The organism is Pseudovibrio sp. WM33, assembly GCF_001623165.1.
Taxonomy (GTDB): Bacteria; Pseudomonadota; Alphaproteobacteria; order Rhizobiales; family Stappiaceae; genus Pseudovibrio.
Genome location: NZ_LMCK01000090.1, coordinates 406704 through 408440 on the forward strand (window position 1 = coordinate 406704; position 1737 = coordinate 408440).

The 1737-nt window shown below is 44.6% G+C and carries 1 protein-coding gene; it reads left to right on the forward strand.

Features of this window, described 5'->3' with window-relative positions:
* Positions 1–20 precede the first annotated feature (20 nt).
* A partial coding sequence (locus PsWM33_RS17170; RefSeq protein ID WP_208994606.1) for a calcium-binding protein occupies positions 21–1737 on the forward strand: 1717 nt, incomplete at its 3' end.

The following is a 1737-nucleotide window of genomic DNA, read 5'->3' on the forward strand; positions in this document are numbered from 1 at the left end:
CGTTCGCTGATGGGACTTCTATGAGCGGAGCCGATATTCGTCATCGTCTCGTATCTGATATGAAGTCCGGCGGAATTGTGATTGGAACTGGAAAAGATGAGGTGTTCTCTCATGCTTTGGGTGATGGGTCTTATGCGATTACAAGCAGGAGCGACTCCAACAATCCAGATACCCTGTCTTTTTCAGATGTTAATGCAATAGAGCTGGTTCTCAGAAGGATCTATAACGACGTTGTGATAACGCTTCCAAATGGCGAAACTATCACGCTCATAAATCAGCTGCAGAGCAAAACCAGTTCCGCTGTAGAGTTTTTCGAGTTTGCTGATGGCACGACCTGGAGTGAGGAGCAGTTCCGCAATCGCTTGCTTGCAGACATGAAAGCGACAGGGCTTGTTGAGGGAACCATTAGAAATGATACGCTCTACCATGCCAAAGGCGATGGCTCATACTCGATAATAAATACAAACAGCTCTAATGGCAGTGACCGCCTGATAATGACTGGAATTACTACGGATGATGTAATGTTATCCCGAAATGAATATGACGTAGTTATTCAGATTGATAATGGCGAAGAAGTAACCCTGAAGAATTTCCTTAATAAGAGCACCTCGTTCGGAGTGTCATTCTTTGAATTTGCGGATGGTACGGTTTGGCAGAAGTCAGATCTTCGCCAGCAACTCATTGAAGACATGAAGTCATCTGGTACAGTAATCGGTACCGAATTTGACGACAGGTACGAACACAAGGACGGTGATGGACCTTACACCATTACTGAAACTAAAAACACAAGCCAGAACGACCGGTTGGTGTTCAAGGACACTAATCGTGATGGTATAAAGGTCCAAAGAGAGGGGGATGATGTAATTTTCACCCTCGATAACGGTGATGAAATAAAGATCATCGATCAGCTTAAATATGACTCGCGACAATTAATTGAGACTATTGAGTTCTCTGACGGGGAAGTCTGGGACCGTAAAGGCCTCTTAAGTGCAATTGCCGAGGATATGAAGGCATCGGGTGCCGTAGAAGGTAGCCGTTGGGCAGAGACATTCCGGCACTCACTTGGTGATGGTTCCTATTCAATAGAAGGCGAACAGAACTTAAACGGATACATAGATAATCTAGTTTTCACGGATGTAAATTCGACAGAGGTTACCGTCATCAATGTTGATGGCAATGCTGTAATTTCATTGCCTAATGGCGAGAGCGTAACCCTAGTAGGCTATTTTCAAGCCAGTTCTGATTGGAAAATTGCGACCGTCAGTTTTGCCGATGATGTCGTCTATGAAGACTTGGGGCTCCTCAAACCAATTGATGATGGTGCTATAAAAGGAACACCGGATAACAACACGATTTACGGTACTGATGATGAAGATCTCATCGAAGGTTTAGGTGGTGATGATGTATTGGAAGGCGGCGAAGGCGGTGATACCTATCGCTACCGCCTCGGTGATGGTAATGACGTTATATATGATCATGACTATACCTCGGGTGTTGTAGACCGGCTTGTATTGAAGGATGTGAATGCAAGTGATGTCCAGTTTGCATCAAACTCGGACGAAGATCTTGTAATCAGTTTCTCCAATGGTGAGCAAATTACGGTTACGGATCATTTTCTTGAGAACCGTAGTCGATCAGTTGAAGAAATCGAGTTTGCTGACGGGACTGTTTTAAACCTTGAGGCAATTCAATCCAAGTCGGTTGCCGATCAGAAGACAAATGGCACTGGCACGATTA